Annotated in this window: 14 protein-coding genes; 9 read left to right on the top strand and 5 right to left on the bottom strand. The window is 43.2% G+C overall.

Annotated elements, in window-relative coordinates; all coding sequences use genetic code 11:
* Positions 1-40 precede the first annotated feature (40 nt).
* The 3 genes from RB604_RS13650 to RB604_RS13660 form a co-directional block, all read right to left on the bottom strand.
* Entirely contained in the window at positions 41-1,261 is a 1,221-nt protein-coding gene (locus tag RB604_RS13650) for an efflux RND transporter periplasmic adaptor subunit (protein WP_005932633.1), read from the bottom strand.
* A 78-nt stretch (positions 1,262-1,339) separates the two neighbouring features.
* Entirely contained in the window at positions 1,340-2,770 is a 1,431-nt protein-coding gene (locus RB604_RS13655) for a TolC family protein (protein ID WP_055294534.1), read from the bottom strand.
* 153 nt (positions 2,771-2,923) lie between these two features.
* Positions 2,924-4,276 carry an MATE family efflux transporter gene (locus RB604_RS13660; protein WP_055294536.1) on the bottom strand — a complete coding sequence of 451 codons (1,353 nt, stop codon included), beginning with the start codon at positions 4,274-4,276 and terminating at the stop codon, positions 2,924-2,926.
* A 127-nt stretch (positions 4,277-4,403) separates the two neighbouring features.
* On the opposite strand from RB604_RS13660, the gene RB604_RS13665 reads away from it, so the two are divergent.
* The 3 genes from RB604_RS13665 (at position 4,404) to RB604_RS13675 (ending at position 7,176) form a co-directional block, all read left to right on the top strand.
* Positions 4,404-5,048, top strand: coding sequence for an HAD family hydrolase (locus RB604_RS13665; RefSeq protein ID WP_007480663.1), 645 nt, complete (start codon positions 4,404-4,406; stop codon positions 5,046-5,048).
* A gap of 112 nt (positions 5,049-5,160) precedes the next feature.
* Positions 5,161-5,982 (top strand): 3-methyl-2-oxobutanoate hydroxymethyltransferase, encoded by an 822-nt coding sequence (panB, locus tag RB604_RS13670; RefSeq protein ID WP_005932625.1) that lies wholly within the window; start codon positions 5,161-5,163, stop codon positions 5,980-5,982.
* Positions 5,983-5,988: 6 nt separating this feature from the next.
* Positions 5,989-7,176: an MFS transporter gene (locus tag RB604_RS13675; RefSeq protein ID WP_055294538.1), complete on the top strand. Its 1,188-nt coding sequence runs from the start codon at positions 5,989-5,991 to the stop codon at positions 7,174-7,176.
* 26 nt (positions 7,177-7,202) lie between these two features.
* Here RB604_RS13675 and RB604_RS13680 read toward each other — a convergent pair whose 3' ends face one another.
* Entirely contained in the window at positions 7,203-7,562 is a 360-nt protein-coding gene (locus RB604_RS13680; RefSeq protein WP_005932620.1) for a diacylglycerol kinase family protein, read from the bottom strand.
* A 112-nt stretch (positions 7,563-7,674) separates the two neighbouring features.
* The gene (locus RB604_RS13685; protein ID WP_055294541.1) at positions 7,675-9,891 is read right to left on the bottom strand and encodes a RelA/SpoT family protein; all 2,217 of its coding nucleotides are present in this window, start codon (positions 9,889-9,891) and stop codon (positions 7,675-7,677) included.
* A 233-nt stretch (positions 9,892-10,124) separates the two neighbouring features.
* On the opposite strand from RB604_RS13685, the gene RB604_RS13690 reads away from it, so the two are divergent.
* The 6 genes from RB604_RS13690 to atpB all read left to right on the top strand — a co-directional run bounded on the left by RB604_RS13690 (position 10,125) and on the right by atpB (position 17,325).
* Positions 10,125-11,642 (top strand): DUF4301 family protein, encoded by a 1,518-nt coding sequence (locus tag RB604_RS13690; protein ID WP_055294543.1) that lies wholly within the window; start codon positions 10,125-10,127, stop codon positions 11,640-11,642.
* 164 nt (positions 11,643-11,806) lie between these two features.
* The gene (gene purT / locus RB604_RS13695) at positions 11,807-12,973 is read left to right on the top strand and encodes a formate-dependent phosphoribosylglycinamide formyltransferase (protein ID WP_055294545.1); all 1,167 of its coding nucleotides are present in this window, start codon (positions 11,807-11,809) and stop codon (positions 12,971-12,973) included.
* A gap of 900 nt (positions 12,974-13,873) precedes the next feature.
* Positions 13,874-15,394 (top strand): F0F1 ATP synthase subunit beta, encoded by a 1,521-nt coding sequence (atpD, locus tag RB604_RS13700; protein WP_005932607.1) that lies wholly within the window; start codon positions 13,874-13,876, stop codon positions 15,392-15,394.
* 123 nt (positions 15,395-15,517) lie between these two features.
* Positions 15,518-15,763, top strand: a complete 246-nt coding sequence (gene atpC / locus RB604_RS13705; RefSeq protein ID WP_005932605.1) for an ATP synthase F1 subunit epsilon — start codon at positions 15,518-15,520, stop codon at positions 15,761-15,763.
* Between the two features lie 43 nt (positions 15,764-15,806).
* Positions 15,807-16,238, top strand: coding sequence for a hypothetical protein (locus RB604_RS13710; protein WP_005932602.1), 432 nt, complete (start codon positions 15,807-15,809; stop codon positions 16,236-16,238).
* Positions 16,222-17,325, top strand: coding sequence for a F0F1 ATP synthase subunit A (gene atpB / locus RB604_RS13715; RefSeq protein WP_055294547.1), 1,104 nt, complete (start codon positions 16,222-16,224; stop codon positions 17,323-17,325). The genes RB604_RS13710 and atpB overlap by 17 nt, the downstream gene beginning before the upstream one ends.
* Positions 17,326-17,394: the final 69 nt, after the last annotated feature.

The raw sequence follows: 17,394 nt of genomic DNA on the forward strand, positions 1-17,394 counted from the left end.
GTGTGAATGAAATTGGGTAATCAACCGGCATATTAGCACATTATTTCTTTTTTCCTCCCGGACGTCCCGGCATGAAAGGACTTTGCTCCTTGTTCTCTCCATTATTCTCTACCATCGGTTGTGACTCGTTATCTGTACCGAGATTGGCTTCGTTTATAACTTGAGTGCCTTCACTTATGCCACTGGTGATTTCTGTTTTGATACCATTACTGATACCTATTTGTACCGGATGGGCCGTGAACGTATTTCCTTCTTTTGTCCATAGTTTATGTTCGCCTTCACAATCTTTTACAATATCTTGCGGGCTGATTAAAGGAACTTCCGGCGTAAAACGTAATGCTCTGGAAGGCACACTGAGCACTCCTTGTTTGTCGAGAGTATAAATAGTAATGTTGGCAGTCAGGCGGGGTTTAAGTTTCAGATCGGGGTTCTGTGCAGAGATGACTACTTCATAAGTGATCACGCTTGTGGTCGTACTGGTTGTACTGCTGCTTGTACTGCTACTGCTGCCCAAGCGGATTTGTGTTACACGCCCCTCGAATACATCATTGGGGTAAGCATCTACCGTAAAGCTTACGCGCTGTCCTTCTTCTACACCGCCTATGTCAGCTTCGTCTACATCGGCTACTACCTGCATTTGGGTTAAATCGGCGGCAATAGTAAAGAGGGTCGGTGTCTCGAAGCCGGCAGCTACCGTTTGTCCTTCTTCTACCGCCCGGTCGATGACTACACCGTCGATAGGGGAGGTGATGGTGGCATATGACAGATTACGTTCGGCCTTTGCCAGAGCTGCTTTACTGCTATCAAACTGACTTTTGGCCTTTTCATAATTATAAAGTGCCTGTTCATAGTCAGTATCGCTGATAAGTTGTTTCTCATGCAACCCCTTGCTGCGTTCATAATTCTTTTTCTGATACTCGTATTCTGCTTTGTTTCCGTCGTAAGTAGCTTGTGCGGATGCCAGTTCGCTTTGAAGGGTGACTTTATCCATTTCCGCAATGAGTTGCCCTTTGCTTACTACTGAGTTATAGTCGGCATATAGCTTGTCTATGATACCTGAGACTTGTGTACCGACTTCTACTTCTGTTACCGGTTCGATAGTTCCCGTAGCAGTTACGGAATTGGAGATGTCGCTTTTGCTTACGGTAACAGTGGTATACGAAATCTTGTGTTTGGCTTTCGAACCACTGAATATCCATATTGCACCACCTGCCACCACTATTATAACGATAGCGATGAGGATAATTTTCTTCTTGTTCATATGGTTTATATTATAATTTATTATTTACTGTTTTTTCTCTACCGATAATGCCTGATTAAACTTTGCATTATTGTTGCTTTATAACTGAATTTCTTCTCCTTGATAGAACTTCAACAGTTGTGCATTCAATATTGCCATGTATTTGGCTTGAAGTGTTTCTTGCTGTGCGCTGAGGAGATTGTTTTTTTCGGTCAGTAATTCTACTGTATTTTTCATGCCCATGTTAAACTGCTCGCTTACCAGTTCATAACTGGTTTGTGTACTGCGCAGTTTTTCTTGGGCAGCTACGTAACGCTGTTGGGCGGTGTTGGCATCCAACCAGAGACCCTCGATTGCCTTATACAGATTTTTTTGTTCATCCAGCAAGTTGAGCATGCTGGTTTCACGTTGAAGTTTGGCTTTTTGTACGGCACTTTTCGTTTGGCGGTTATTAAAGATGGGGACGCTCACGGATACTCCGATAGAGTTGTTCCATCCGTTTTTCACTTGCTGGGCGAAAGTATAGTCCGAACCGCTTGTATTGGTTGTGCCGATACCTGCACTCAGACTGATACTGGGCATATATCCTGCACGGGCTATATCGATGTTGAGTTCCGACGCTTGTACATTGAGTCTGCTTGATTCTATTTCCGGACGCAGGGCAAGAGCAGCTTGGTATACATCTGTTTTGGTGGGTAGCGGAGATAGTACATTACTGTCCTCTAATGTAGGCAGATAGAGATTCATTTCTTCCTCACCGTCCAACTCAAGGAGTTGTTTAAGCTGCAGTTTGTAATCTTGCAGACTGGACTGTGCAGTAACAAGCTGATAGCGGTCGGTACTGACCTGTGCTTCCAGTTGTGCCAGATCTGCTTTGGAGATGCTTCCGGCAGCAAAGAGTTCTTTGCCGCGTTCGTATTGCGCCTGGCTCAGAGCAAGGGTAGATTCGTTCACCTTTACCGATTCAGCAGCATAAAGTATCTGTACGTAGGTTTGGGTGATTGTCTCTTCAATATCATTCTCCGAGGTTGCTACGTCCAGTTCAGCTGCACGATTGTTTAACTTTTCCTGTTCGATGGTCTTGAGACGCTTGCTGCCGTTGTAAATAGTCCATTGGGCATTTAGTCCATACGTTCCGTTGTAACTGGTTTTACTGTTGTTACGGATAATTTCCGATCCGCTTACAGTACTGCTCGATTCCTGATACGGACGGTTTATCATGTTTTGGCTCGTTGAGAACGAGAGGTTAGGAAAGAGTGCCGCTTTAGCTGTTTTCACATCGACTGCGGTACTTTCTGCCGTGATACGGCTTTTGCGCAAGGTAATGTTTTGTTCCAAGGCATAATCGATACAATTCTGTAGCGTCCATTCGTCAGGGAACTGCTGAGAACCGTTCTCTACTGTTTGTTCTGTGGCAGGAGTTACAGAAATATCCATAGCCGGATTGTCTTGTGCCCGGAGAATATTACCGCTTATGCTACTGCCGGTTACGCAGAGTGTTATCACTGTCAATCTTCTTACATTTATCATATTTCTTACAGTTTATTATTCTTTTTGACGTATGCGAAGATACGTACCTATAATAACTGCTGCAAAAATGATAGACGTTGGGGAAAATTTCGACGCTGAATGAGGTTTTTATGTCGATAAGAGAGCGCGAGACCTTACCGGAAAAGATAACGGTTATGAAACCGTATTTTTTATTTTCCTGGTATAGACCGTCAGGATGATGATTGCGGTAATGAATGCCAGTCCGTCTGCTACGGGCATGCTTATCCAGATACCGTTCAGACCATACCAACCGGGGAATATCAAAAGTCCCGGTAAGAGATATACCAATTGTCGCGACAGCGAGAGGAAGATACTGATTTTAGCTTTTCCGATACTTTGGAAAAAGTTGGAAATCACAATCTGAGCACCTACCAGAGGGAACATCAGAATACAAATACGCAAACCTGTTGCCGCCATATTTATCAGTTCTTCACTATCGGTGAAAATGGCCGAAACCGCATGCGGGAACAGTTCACAGATGATAAATCCGCTACTGGTGATCAGTACCCCGACGATAATTCCCAATCGTAACGTATGCTTCACACGATCTTGTTTTTGCGCTCCGTAGTTGTAGCCGATAATCGGCTGCATTCCCATTGTCAGCCCCATTACAATCATTACATAAAGCATTAATAGCCGGTTCATGATGCCATAGGCACCGATTGCCATGTCACCGCCGTATTTTTGTAAACCGTTATTAATGATGATAACGATTACACAAGCGGTGACATTCATGGCGAAGGGCGACATGCCAATAGAAAAAATGCTTCCTACGATGCGCTTCTTCAATCGCCAGAATCCGTGATGGAAATGTACGAAACTGTTTTTACTGCGGAAGTGTTGCACTACCCATACCATTCCTATAAATTGAGAAACAACGGTTGCCATAGCGGCACCACGGATTCCCCAGTGAAAATGGAAGATGAAAATAGGAGCTATAATGACATTTGCCAAAACAGTGACCAAGGATGTCAGCATTGCCTTTTTAGGATATCCGGTGGCGCGCATCACATTGTTCAGGCCTATCATGGTATAAGTGACGGGAGTTCCCAACAGAATAACTTGCATGAAATCGCGTGCATACGGGAGAGTCGCCGGACTGGCACCGAAGAAGTTTAATATCGGATCCAGAAAAAGAAAAGCGATTCCTCCGAATACTACCGAGTTGATAAGGCACAACATCAATGTATTTCCTAATACCTCCGTAGCTCCGTCTATATCTTTCTGACCCAGCCGGATGGATGAAATAGTGGCACCACCGGCGGATATAAGTACACAGAAAGCCACTACAAGGTTCATTAACGGGAAAGTGATAGCCAGTCCGGAAATAGCCATGGCACCTACACCATGTCCGATGAAGATGCTGTCTATTATATTATAAAGCGAGGTGATGGTCATTCCGATAATAGCGGGAATGGAATATTGCAATAGGAGTTTCCCAATCTTTTCGGTTCCTAAGATACGTGGATCGGTTTGCTGTGCCATATGTCGGTTCGTTACAGTTTTTTAAGTGGTGCAAAGGTACGAATTATTTGTCTTATCCGTCGATTATTCTGAACTTTGCATCCGAGTTAATACAACGTTTAACGTTTAAAGGTAAAAGAAAGTTTATATGGACACTACGAAAACAATTGCCGCATTATTTGATTTTGACGGCGTTATCATGGACACAGAACTGCAATATACCATCTTTTGGAATGAGCAGGGAGAGAAATATCTGCATGTGAAGAATTTCGGCCCGGGTATTAAAGGACAGACTCTGACACAGATTTATGATAAGCATTTTGCAGGAGAACTTGTCAGTGTACGGGAGCAGATCACTTCTGATCTCAATCTGTTTGAAAAAGATATGGCATACGAATATCTTCCGGGTGTACAGGATTTCCTTGTAGAGCTGCGTCGCCATAATGTCAAGATAGCACTTGTTACCAGTTCCAATGATGAAAAAATGGAAAACGTCTATCGGACCCATCCCGAATTTAAAGAACAATTCGACCGTATTCTTACCGGAGACATGTTTAAGCGTTCCAAACCGGCTCCCGATTGTTTCCTGCTTGGAATGGAGATTTTTGGAACGGTTCCGGAAAATAGTTTTGTTTTTGAAGATTCCTTCCACGGTTTGCAGGCCGGACGCTCTTCCGGTGCCAAGGTGATCGGCTTGGCCACTACTAATTCTCGTGAAGCCATTGCCGGCAAAGCCGATTACATCATCGACGACTTTACCGGAATGACTTATGACAAGTTGTTGACCATTTAGTAGTCAGTTTGTTTGACTTGTCCGGTTATGAATTCTTTCCTTTTTTTTGTTCGTTATGAATTAAAAGTTATACCTTTGCGGCCTATTTATTAATCCATAAATATATAGAAACATGGCTGGATATATATCAGATGATACAAGAAAAGTGACTACACACCGCCTGATAGAAATGAAAGAAAGAGGCGAGAAGATATCTATGTTGACTGCCTACGATTACACTATGGCACAGATTGTAGATGGTGCCGGGATGGATGTGATTCTTGTCGGTGACTCTGCTTCCAATGTGATGGCGGGTAATGTAACTACGCTTCCTATTACACTCGATCAGATGATTTATCATGGAAAGTCGGTTGTACGTGCTGTAAAGCGTGCTATGGTAGTGGTTGATATGCCGTTCGGTTCTTATCAGGGAAATTCTAAAGAAGGACTTGCTTCCGCCATCCGTATAATGAAAGAGAGCCATGCCGACGCATTGAAGTTGGAAGGCGGTGAAGAGATTATCGAAACGGTTAAGCGCATTCTTTGTGCCGGTATTCCTATTATGGGACACCTCGGATTGATGCCGCAATCCATTAATAAGTATGGCACTTATACGGTTCGTGCCAAAGATGAAGCAGAGGCGGAGAAATTGATTCGTGATGCACATCTGCTTGAGGAAGCCGGTTGTTTTGCATTGGTTCTTGAAAAAATACCGGCTGCATTGGCCAAGCGTGTAGCAAGTGAATTGACGATTCCTGTTATCGGCATTGGTGCCGGTGGTGATGTAGATGGCCAGGTATTGGTTATTCAAGACATGTTGGGTATGAACAATGGTTTCCGCCCCCGTTTCCTGCGTCGCTATGCCGACTTGTTCACCGTAATGACGGATGCTATCAGCCGTTACGTTTCGGATGTGAAGAATTGCGACTTCCCGAACGAGAAGGAACAATACTAAATCTGTATGGGAAACCGATTGTGGACAATCCATTTTATACGGATATGTATTGCCAATTTTTTATTGTTCATATCCTTATATATGCTTTTCCCGGTTGTTCCGGCAGAGATGGCAGATCGTTTAGGTGCTCCGGTGTCTCAAACCGGAGCAATGTTTCTTTTGCTTACGTTGGGAATGTTTGCTATCGGGCCTTTTCATGCCTATCTGGTAGATGCCTATAAACGTAAATATGTTTGTGCCTTTTCGTTTGCCGTTATGATTGCAGCAACAGCGGGATATGGTTTTGTAAACGATATCACTCAGTTGTTGTTGCTTTGTTTGGTGCAGGGAATTGCATTCGGTATGGCTACTACGGCGGGCATTACATTGGCTATCGATATTACCGGTACCCATTTGCGCAGTTCGGGCAATGTCGCTTTTGCGTGGGCTGCACGGATAGGGATGCTGGTCGGTATTGCATTAGGAGTGGTGATTTATCAATGGTATGATTTTCATATCCTGTTGTATGTTTCGGTTATATGCGGGTTAGTGGGAGTTTTCTTTGTATCCCGGGTATACGTGCCTTTTAGGGCGCCGATCGTAACAAGACTATGTTCGTCCGATCGTTTCCTTTTGCCTCGTGGATGGTTGCCCGCTCTTAATTTTGCTTTGATTGCTTTTATTCCGGGATTGTTGTTGCCGGTGTTTCATCACTCATTGAGTGATGTCTTGATAGGTAAGATAACAATTCCGTTTTTTGCAATTGTGGGAGTGGGGTTTCTTTTTTCCGTATTATTGGCTAAATTGGTCTACCGGGAGGAAAAATCATTGAGAATAATCATATTGGGAATCAGCTTGATGATGGTTTCTTTCACTCTTTTGGAAGAGTTGCCCACCTCTGTTGTTGCTATGTTATTAGGTTTAGGCTTGGGCTTGGTTACTCCGGAGTTTCTATTGATATTTGTGAAGTTATCACATCACTGTCAGCGCGGTACGGCTAATACGACTTATCTTTTGGCATGGGAAACCGGAATGTCTTTGGGAGTTGCTGTTGCCTGTTATATGAGTGTAGAATCGTCAGTGGAGTCCATTTATCACTTGGGACGTATTGTGTCTCCTATAGCACTTTTATTTTTTGTGCTATTGGCTTATCCTTATTTTAAAAGAAAGAGGGTGAGGCCTCTCCCCAACCCTCTCCGTGGGAGAGGGGGCTAAGGTTACTCCCTCTCCTGCGGAGAGGCTTATATATAAGGTATAAAGATAACCAATCCTACAATTGCCGCAGCAACGGCACATATCAGTACTGCACCTGCTGCAATGTCTTTTACTTCGCCTGCTATCGGATTCCATTCCGGTGATGTAAGATTGACCAGTCTTTCAATAGCCGTATTGAAGGCTTCTGCTGCAATGACAACGCCGATACAGATAATGATGGCTATCCATTCAATCCGGTGTATCTCAAAAAAGAAACCTGCCATAATTGTCAGTAAGGCAATGCTCAAATGAATCCATACGTTATGTTCCCGGCAGACAAAACTCTTAATCCCTTTCCCGGCATACGTGAAACTTTTCAAACGTTTTTTTATACTAAATGGTTCCATGAAAATAATTTTTTAATGTGCCAATATGCCAATGTGCCAATTACCATGCGGTATGTTTTTTTTATAGCGCAGCCAATTGGCACATTGGCATATTGGCACATTGATACATTATTTAATTTCTACTTACCTGTTTTACCCCTTTTACCGTCCGTAATTTTTTTATCAAAGCTTCCAGACGTCCGGTATCACCCACCATGATGGTCATTGTGCCCGAGAACAAACCGTCGTGCGAATCGATACCGATTGAGCGCAAAGTGATGTCGTTTTCTTTTGAGATAATCGAAGTTATATTGGTTACGATTCCGATATCATCATGTCCTACTACACGGAGCGTGATCGGGTATTGCGTGCCTTGCGACTTTCCTGCCCAACGCGCTTTTACGATACGGTATCCGAAACGTTCTCTCATTTGATCGGCATTCGGGCAGTCTGCACGGTGGATTTTAATACCTCCAGAAACGGTAACGAAACCGAAAACATCATCTCCATAGATGGGATTACAGCATTTGGCCAGTTTAAATTCCAATCCTTTCAGATTCTGGTCGATAACAAGTACGTCCTCTTTCGTATTACCTTCTTCTATCTGATTTTGCAGGTTATACCCTTCAGCGCTGCGATAGGTGATTTCATCGTGCGTATCACTTTCACGTTTTTGCAATTCGGTATACTTATCCAGTAAGTCGTTTACATCCAGCGTACCGTCGGCAATGGCCTGGTAGAATTCGGTTACTACTTTATAACCCAATCGTTTGATGAGGCGCATCATCGTACCCTCATCATACTCCATTTTCCTGTTTTTGAATTTGCGTTCCAGTGTCTCTTTGGCAAAATCGTGCTGGCGCGCCACCATCTCTTTCAGGGCTTGGCGTATTTTGGTGCGTGCTTTGGAAGTTGTTACAATGTTCAACCAGTCTTGTTTGGGCGTCTGGGTGTTCGATGTCATAATCTCCACTTGGTCACCGCTGTTCAGCTTTTGTTTGAGCTGTACATTTTTTCCGTTTACTTTTGCACCGATACATTTACATCCCAGCTTACTGTGAATGTGAAAGGCAAAATCGAGTACGGTCGCTCCTTTGGCCAGTTTGAAAAGGTCTCCTTTGGGGGTAAATACGAATACTTCATCTTCGTATAAGTCCATTTTGAACTGATCCATCACTTTCAGTGAATCATTGTCCGGGTTTTCAAGTGCTTCGCGTACGGAAGTCAGCCATTCATCGAGTCCGGTTTCTCCTTTTATTCCTTTATAGCGCCAATGGGCAGCCAGTCCCCGTTCGGCTATTTCGTCCATTCGGCGGGTACGGATCTGTACTTCCACCCATTTTCCTTCCGGCCCCATTACTGTGATATGGAGTGATTCGTAACCGTTGCTTTTCGGGATGGAAAGCCAGTCGCGCAGGCGTTTCGGGTTGGGCTGGTACATGTCTGTCACAATGGAGTATACCTGCCAGCATTCCTGCTTTTCTTTATCCGGTTCCGCATCGATGATGATACGGATTGCAAAGAGATCGTAGATGCCCTCGAAAGATGTTTTTTGTTTCTGAATTTTATTCCAGATGGAATGAATGGATTTGGTGCGTCCTTTGATGTCGAACTTCAAGCCGGCTTCTGTCACTTTTCGTTTGATCGGTTCGATAAAGGATGCGATGTACTTATCGCGGGACGCTTTTGTTTCATTCAGTTTGTCTTTGATGAAGTAATATGTATCCCGTTTGGTGTATTTTAGTGACAGGTCTTCCAATTCGGATTTTAGCTTGTACAACCCTAACTTGTGAGCCAGTGGAGCATACAGATAGGCTGCTTCATTGGCTACTTTAACACGGTCTTCTTCGTTGTCGGAGTCTTTGATTTGCCTCATGATATTGACGCGGTCGGCAATCATGATCAGAATCACCCGCATATCTTCGGCAAATGAGAGGAGCAGGTTACGGAAATTTTCCGATTCGATGGCCGGACTTTTGGCGTAAAGTTCGTTTGTCTTTACCAACCCGGTAATGATACTTGCTACATCTTCTCCGAATTCACTGCGTACGGTTGTGAGCGGTAATACGTTATTTTTTACGATTTCGTGCAACATGATTCCCACCAGGCACGAACCTTTCATTCCTATTTCATCGGCTACTATAACAGCCGTTTGTAAATCTCTGATTACAGGATTCATACCAAAGTTATTGCGGCAAAGATGATTACACTGTGCTGCATGAATAAGGTATTTTTTCAATTTCCGGGTGTCATCCTTTGTGATACTTTCTCCTGCTGTCCGTATCAGTTGTTTGTATAAAGCGAATAGCTCAGCTTTCTCTTCTGGGGTGAAAAATGAAATATTCTCCATGATAAATAATCATTTAAATGTACCAATTGAATAATTAGCCAATGTGCCAATATGCCAATGTGCCAATTGGCTGCGCTATGAAAAAATGTACCGCATGGCAATTGGCACATTGGCATATTGGCACATTGGCTAATTATTATTTTGCTGTAAAAGTAGTTTTTTTTGTTTAGTAAAAGAGCATAACTAAATAACATTTTGTATTTTTGGGCATCAATTAATAAAATTAGATACGTATGATAACACCACAAGACAAAGAGTTGCTTGCCAAAAAAGGTATTTCGGAAGCACAGATAGCCGAGCAACTGGCTTGCTTCGAAAAAGGTTTTCCATATTTAAAGTTGGATGCGGCAGCGTCTGTAGAGAAGGGAATTCTGGCTCCTGCCACAGATGAACAGGAAGCATATCTTGCAGCATGGGATGCATATAAGAATACGGATAAGACGATTGTAAAGTTTGTTCCTGCTTCGGGAGCTGCCAGTCGTATGTTCAAGAATCTGTTTGAGTTTTTAGGAGCTGACTATGAACGGCCTACGACGAAGTTTGAACAGGCATTCTTTGAAGGTATCGATAAATATGCATTTTATGATGATTTGAATGTGGCTTGCCGGCGTATGACAGGAAAAGATATTCCCGGATTGATGGGTGAAGGAAATTACAAAGCTGTGGTTGCGGCTTTGTTGGAAGAAGCTGGATTGAACTATGGGGCTTTACCCAAAGGGTTGCTCAAATTCCATAAATATGAAGAAGGTTCGCGCACTCCGCTTGAAGAGCATTTGGCAGAAGGTGCTATGTATGCCGCCGGAAAGAGCGGTAAGGTAAATGTACATTTCACAGTCTCTACGGAACACCGCGAACTTTTCAAAGTATTGGTGGCCGAGAAAGCCGGAGAGTTTGCAAAACGTTACGGTGTTGAGTATAACATTACTTTTTCAGAGCAGAAGCCCAGTACCGATACGATTGCTGCCGATATGGACAATCAGCCTTTCCGCGATAATGGTAAATTGCTTTTCCGTCCGGGTGGTCATGGAGCATTGATTGAGAATCTGAACGATTTGGATGCCGACATCATCTTTATAAAAAATATAGATAATGTGGTGCCGGACAGATTGAAGGCGGATACGGTATTGTATAAGAAGCTGATAGCCGGTGTGCTGGTTGCTTTGCAGAAACAGACTTTCGAATATTTGGAATTGCTCGATAGCGGTGATTACTCTCATGATCAGGTAATGGAAATCCTTCAGTTTGTACAAAAGAGCTTATTCTGTAAGAATCCGGAAACGAAGAATCTTGAAGATTCCGAGTTGGCAATGTACTTGAAGAAGAAACTGAATCGTCCGATGCGTGTATGCGGTATGGTGAAGAATGTGGGCGAACCCGGTGGCGGCCCGTTCCTTGCATACAATAGTGACGGTACTATTTCTCTCCAGATATTGGAAAGCTCGCAGATCGATATGAATAATGCTGCTGCAAAAGAGATGTTTGAAAAAGGAACACATTTTAATCCGGTAGATCTTGTATGTGCTGTGCGTGATTATAAAGGACATAAATTCGATTTGGTGAATTATGTAGACAAAGCCACCGGATTTATCTCTTATAAATCAAAGAACGGCAAAGACCTGAAAGCACTGGAGCTTCCCGGCTTGTGGAACGGTGCGATGAGTGATTGGAATACAGTATTCGTTGAAGTGCCGCTTTCTACTTTCAATCCGGTGAAGACCGTGAATGATTTGTTGCGTGAGCAGCATCAATAAATATTGTACTTTAATATTTTTTTTTACTTTATTTTTCATTATGTAGTCCCTGGTTGTCTGTTTGAAGATGGTCAGGGACATTTTTTATATCTTTACTCTTCGTCATTTGAATAAGTTTCATCGAAAAACATTACTTTTGCATATTATTTAAAAAATATTCAATCATGAAAAAAATACTTTTACTCGGTTCCGGTGAATTAGGAAAAGAGTTTGTTATTTCCGCTCAGCGTAAAGGACAGTATATCATTGCCTGCGATTCGTATGCCGGGGCTCCGGCTATGCAGGTGGCCGATGAATGTGAAGTATTTAATATGCTCGATGGTGAGGCATTGGAGCGTGCGGTCAGAAAACATCAGCCGGACATTATCGTGCCGGAGATCGAAGCTATCCGTACCGAACGTTTGTATGACTTCGAGAAAGAAGGCATTCAGGTAGTGCCCAGTGCCCGTGCGGTGAACTTTACCATGAACCGTAAAGCCATACGCGACCTTGCTGCTAAGGAATTGGGACTGAAAACCGCCAAATATTTTTATGCCACTTCTTTGGACGAATTGAAAGAAGCTGCCGATAAGATCGGTTTCCCATGCGTGGTTAAACCTTTGATGTCTTCTTCCGGCAAAGGCCAGTCGTTGGTGAAGAGCGCCGACGAATTGGAACATGCATGGGAGTATGGTTGCAACGGCAGTCGTGGTGATATCCGTGAACTTATTATTGAAGAGTTCATCAAGTTCGATAGCGAAATAACCTTGCTTACTGTCACCCAGAAAAACGGTCCGACGCTGTTTTGCCCGCCTATCGGACATGTACAGAAGGGGGGAGATTATCGCGAAAGTTTTCAGCCGGCGCATATCGATCCTGCTCATCTGAAAGAAGCTGAGAAGATGGCAGAGAAGGTGACAAGAGCTTTGACCGGGGCTGGCTTGTGGGGAGTGGAATTCTTTTTGAGCCATGACAACGGGGTATATTTCTCCGAACTTTCTCCGCGTCCGCACGATACCGGTATGGTGACATTGGCCGGAACACAAAATCTGAATGAGTTCGAACTTCATCTGCGTGCCGTATTGGGCTTACCTATTCCGGGCATTAAGCAGGAGAGGATAGGAGCGAGCGCAGTGATTCTGTCTCCGATTGCCAGTCAGGAACGTCCGCAATATCGTGGTATGGAAGAGGTGACTAAAGAAGAAGATACTTACCTGCGTATTTTTGGTAAACCGTTTACCCGTGTGAATCGTCGTATGGGAGTTGTTCTTTGCTATGCTCCTCTGGGCTCCGATCTGGATACATTACGTGATAAGGCAAAACGTATAGCAGAAAAAGTGGAAGTATTCTGATAAAAATACTTTGTGAAAATAATATCCATAGATGAAGTGCCCCGTTATGATAGATGTGACGGGGCACTTTTCATTAACATTCTTAACAGTTCATTAGGGCTATTATATTCTTGCCGATAAAGAATGTATTTCTTTCCTTTATAAAATGAATCTTTTGCATCTAAGAATACGTTATTAACATACCCTTAAATACGTATTTCTATATCTTAAATATTAGATTTATATAATGCAGTATATCAGTATTTTATATGATGATATGCATGCTTCCCGGTGATCTTGTGTCCGGTTGTCTCATATGGGGTGATGGGAGATAGTTATGATTTTGATAACTTCACAAAAAGTATGTGAAGGCGTGCAGTCATACATCCGATAAAGAAAAACAGGGCCGTATGGTCATAATAATTACATTTTATCGTTTGCAAAAATTAATAATCATCTTTTCAGATCATCCGGAAGCTATGATTTCTTACATTTTCCGGATCATTATGGCGAATTTGTTGTGCTCGGACACGAAACTCGTTGTCCTCTTTACTATCTCTTTTGCAATCTAATGAGTTGACTCTTGCGATAAATGCAGAAAACTCGATTGGGTAAAAACGTTTTTCTGATAAAATGAATCTTAAGATAATATTTTGGTTAGAAATACTCTTTTTTTGTTGTGATTATCGGTCTGTTAGTAGTATTTTTAGGCCTAACGAATGTTATCTAAAACAAAAAAAAAGCAAATGAGAATAATGAATCACAATTGTTTCTACATTTGCACAGTTGTTTGTTTAACTACTTGTATTGACGGGTGTGTGAACAAAACAAAATCTCAGACGTTATTTTAATAGTAAAGTTGATAAAAACGCGACTTGCTATGCTATGAAGTTTAGAAAATAATATATAAAAAGATTGCTTATGTCACAGATTATCGGACATATCTCTCAGGTAATCGGGCCTGTGGTCGATGTGTACTTTGAAGGTACGGAGGCCGAACTGGTGTTGCCCAGCATACACGATGCGTTGGAGATAAGAAGGCCGAACGGCAAAATTCTGATTGTAGAAGTGCAACAACACATTGGTGAAAATACGGTAAGAACTGTTGCAATGGATAGTACCGACGGTTTGCAGCGTGGTATGAAAGTATATCCGACGGGCGGGCCGATCACCATGCCGGTAGGTGAACAGATTAAAGGACGACTTATGAATGTTGTCGGCGATTCTATTGACGGTATGAAAGAGCTTAGCCGTGAGGGGGCTTATTCCATTCACCGTGATCCCCCTAAATTTGAAGATTTGACCACTGTACAGGAAGTGCTGTATACAGGTATCAAAGTAATCGACCTTCTTGAGCCTTATTCAAAAGGTGGTAAAATCGGTTTATTCGGTGGCGCCGGTGTAGGCAAAACGGTGCTTATCCAAGAGCTGATTAACAATATAGCCAAGAAACATAATGGTTTTTCTGTATTTGCCGGAGTGGGAGAGCGTACCCGTGAGGGTAATGACTTGCTCCGTGAGATGATAGAATCCGGGGTTATCCGCTATGGAGAAGCTTTCAAAGAGAGCATGGAGAAAGGACATTGGGATTTGTCGAAAATTGACTATGAGGAGGTGAAGAAATCGCAGGTATCATTAGTGTTCGGTCAGATGAATGAACCGCCGGGAGCACGTGCTTCTGTGGCTTTGTCCGGATTGACGGTAGCGGAATCTTTCCGTGATATGCATTCGGAAGGTGACGGACCACGGGATATTCTGTTCTTTATCGACAATATTTTCCGTTTCACGCAGGCCGGTTCTGAAGTTTCGGCATTGTTGGGACGTATGCCTTCGGCAGTGGGTTATCAGCCTACGTTAGCAACAGAGATGGGAGCTATGCAGGAGCGGATCACTTCAACCCGATACGGTTCTATTACATCTGTACAGGCTGTATATGTGCCTGCCGATGACTTGACCGACCCGGCACCGGCAACTACTTTTACCCACCTCGATGCCACTACGGTACTCGACCGTAAAATAACGGAGTTAGGCATCTATCCGGCGGTAGATCCGTTGTCTTCCACTTCACGTATTCTCGATCCGCATATCGTGGGGCAGGAGCATTATGAAGTGGCACAGCGGGTAAAACAGATTCTTCAGCGTAACAAAGAGTTGCAGGATATCATTTCGATTTTGGGTATGGAAGAACTTTCGGATGAAGACAGGACGCTTGTGAATCGTGCACGTCGTGTACAACGGTTCCTTTCGCAACCTTTCTCCGTAGCCGAACAGTTTACCGGCGTACCCGGTGTGATGGTCTCCATAGAAGATACGATCAAAGGTTTCCGTATGATTCTGGATGGCGAGGTGGATGATCTGCCCGAACAGGCTTTCCTGAATGTGGGTACGATTGAAGAAGCCATTGAGAAGGGGAAACAATTGCTCGAACAGGCGAAGAAATAATGCATGAATGTGCCGATATGCCAATGTGCCAATTGGTAAGACGGCCATTCATAAAATTGAATAATTAATTGTGCGCAGCCAATTGGCACATTGGCATATCGGCACATTAGCACATTATTGAGAATGAAAGAATTGCATTTGAGTATTGTCTCTCCTGAAAAAGAGATATTCGATGGAGAAGTAAATAGTGTGACTCTGCCCGGAGCGATGGGATCGTTTACTATTTTGCCGCAACATGCTCCGATCGTCTCTTCTTTGAAAGAAGGGAAGTTGAGTTATGTGACCGATGATAATGAAGAATGTACGCTCGATATTCAGGGTGGTTTTGTGGAGATGAGTGACGGTAAGGTATCCGTTTGTGTCTCCTGACGATAATATTGAATTTAGAAACAGAAAAACACAGCAACATAAAATGAGCATAAATCTAACAAAGCGTAAGTATCTGCTCTATCTTACTCTTATCACTCTTTTGTTGAGTGGAGTGGGTGGAGTCACTTATTTCTCTTTGGTGCCCGAACATTATTTTGGAGGTTATCCGCTGATTCCGGTATTCTTCTATATTTTCGGAGTATTCAATATCTATATGTTCGATGCTTGCCGGCGGTTTGCTCCCGAAAAGATGTTGCTGCTTCATCTGGCCATGAAGGTGCTTAAGATGTTTCTTTCTGTAATCGTTCTGGTGATATATTGCATGGTAGTCCGGGAAGAGGCGGTGGCATTTCTGCTTACCTTTATCGTGAACTATCTGATTTATCTGGTATTTGAGACAAGCTTCTTTGCAGGCTATGAGCTGAATAAGAAACGACAAAAGAAAAATAAAACAAAAAATGAAACAGTTGCGTAACATATTCACAGGATTGTTCTTCGCGTTGGGGCTGCTTGTTTCGCTTCCTGCACTGGCGCAGGAGGAGATCACACCCGGCGAACAAAAAGAGAACACGGTTGATGTGAAAAGTATCGTTTTCGGGCATATCGGAGATTCATATGAATGGCATATCACTACCTGGGGCAACACACATATCACAATTCCGTTGCCGGTAATCGTGTACAGTTCGAATAGCGGCTGGCACACTTTTCTTTCCTCACGGCTTGAAGAGAACGGAGGAACGTATGAGGGCTTTTCCATTGCTCCTTCCGGAAGCAAGTATGAAGGGAAGATCGTGGAATACAATGAGGCCGGTGAACAGGTTCGTCCGTGGGACATTTCAATTACAAAGGTCACTTTGTCGTTGTTGATGAACAGTGTATTGTTGCTGGTCATTGTTTTGAGCGTGGCGCATTGGTATCGCAAGCGCGAAGAGGGAGCATTGGCACCCGGTGGTTTTGTCGGTTTCATGGAAATGTTCATTATGATGATACACGACGATGTGATAAAGAGTTGCGTAGGACCTAATTATAAGAAGTTTGCTCCTTATCTGCTGACTGCCTTTTTCTTTATCTTCATCAATAACCTCATGGGACTGATACCTTTCTTTCCCGGTGGAGCGAATGTGACCGGAAACATTGCCATCACAATGGTATTGGCCATTTGTACATTTCTGGCCGTCAATATTTTCGGTACCAAGCATTATTGGAAAGATATATTCTGGCCCGATGTACCCTGGTGGCTTAAAGTACCTATACCGATGATGCCGTTTATCGAATTTTTCGGAGTGTTTACCAAGCCTTTCGCGTTGATGATCCGTCTGTTTGCGAATATGCTTTCGGGGCATATGGCTATGTTGGTACTTACCTGTCTGATCTTTATTTCGGCAAGTATGGGGCCCGCATTGAACGGGACACTGACCGTTGCTTCGGTTTTGTTTAATATCTTTATGAATGCACTTGAGCTGTTGGTGGCATTCATACAGGCTTATGTTTTCACCATGTTGTCTGCCGTATTTATCGGTTTGGCACAAGAGGGGAGCAAGGCCGAAGAAGTGGCTAAATAAATAGCTGAATAAATAACGGTCGGGTGAAGTCATGTTATTCTTGAATTTTAAATTAATAATATAAACCAT

This window comes from Bacteroides salyersiae (genome assembly GCF_031172035.1).
Lineage (GTDB): Bacteria > Bacteroidota > Bacteroidia > Bacteroidales > Bacteroidaceae > Bacteroides > Bacteroides salyersiae.